At 56.1% G+C, this 881-nt stretch carries 2 protein-coding genes; one reads left to right on the forward strand and one right to left on the reverse strand.

Annotated elements, in window-relative coordinates:
- Positions 1-135, reverse strand: a 135-nt coding sequence (locus CKK19_RS25280; RefSeq protein WP_410315027.1) for a phage integrase N-terminal SAM-like domain-containing protein, incomplete at its 3' end; no start/stop codon positions are given.
- A gap of 145 nt (positions 136-280) precedes the next feature.
- On the opposite strand from CKK19_RS25280, the gene aadB reads away from it, so the two are divergent.
- Positions 281-814, forward strand: a complete 534-nt coding sequence (gene aadB, locus CKK19_RS25285) for an aminoglycoside nucleotidyltransferase ANT(2'')-Ia (RefSeq protein WP_000381802.1) — start codon at positions 281-283, stop codon at positions 812-814.
- Positions 815-881 lie beyond the last annotated feature (67 nt).

Raw genomic sequence — 881 nt, forward strand, 5'->3', positions numbered from 1 at the left:
GATGAAGGCACGAACCCAGTGGACATAAGCCTGTTCGGTTCGTAAACTGTAATGCAAGTAGCGTATGCGCTCACGCAACTGGTCCAGAACCTTGACCGAACGCAGCGGTGGTAACGGCGCAGTGGCGGTTTTCATGGCTTGTTATGACTGTTTTTTTGTACAGTCTATGCCTCGGGCATCCAAGCAGCAAGCGCGTTACGCCGTGGGTCGATGTTTGATGTTATGGAGCAGCAACGATGTTACGCAGCAGGGCAGTCGCCCTAAAACAAAGTTAGGCCGCATGGACACAACGCAGGTCACATTGATACACAAAATTCTAGCTGCGGCAGATGAGCGAAATCTGCCGCTCTGGATCGGTGGGGGCTGGGCGATCGATGCACGGCTAGGGCGTGTAACACGCAAGCACGATGATATTGATCTGACGTTTCCCGGCGAGAGGCGCGGCGAGCTCGAGGCAATAGTTGAAATGCTCGGCGGGCGCGTCATGGAGGAGTTGGACTATGGATTCTTAGCGGAGATCGGGGATGAGTTACTTGACTGCGAACCTGCTTGGTGGGCAGACGAAGCGTATGAAATCGCGGAGGCTCCGCAGGGCTCGTGCCCAGAGGCGGCTGAGGGCGTCATCGCCGGGCGGCCAGTCCGTTGTAACAGCTGGGAGGCGATCATCTGGGATTACTTTTACTATGCCGATGAAGTACCACCAGTGGACTGGCCTACAAAGCACATAGAGTCCTACAGGCTCGCATGCACCTCACTCGGGGCGGAAAAGGTTGAGGTCTTGCGTGCCGCTTTCAGGTCGCGATATGCGGCCTAACAATTCGTCCAAGCCGACGCCGCTTCGCGGCGCGGCTTAACTCAGGTGTTAGATGCACTAAGCACAT

Origin of the sequence: Enterobacter sp. CCUG 70166 (assembly GCF_020224095.1) — a bacterium.
Taxonomy (GTDB): Bacteria; Pseudomonadota; Gammaproteobacteria; order Enterobacterales; family Enterobacteriaceae; genus Enterobacter; species Enterobacter intestinihominis.

Coding starts and splice junctions, on each gene's coding strand:
- aadB (WP_000381802.1), top strand. CDS start 281: ATGGACACAACGCAGGTCACATTGATACACAAAATTCTAGCTGCGGCA.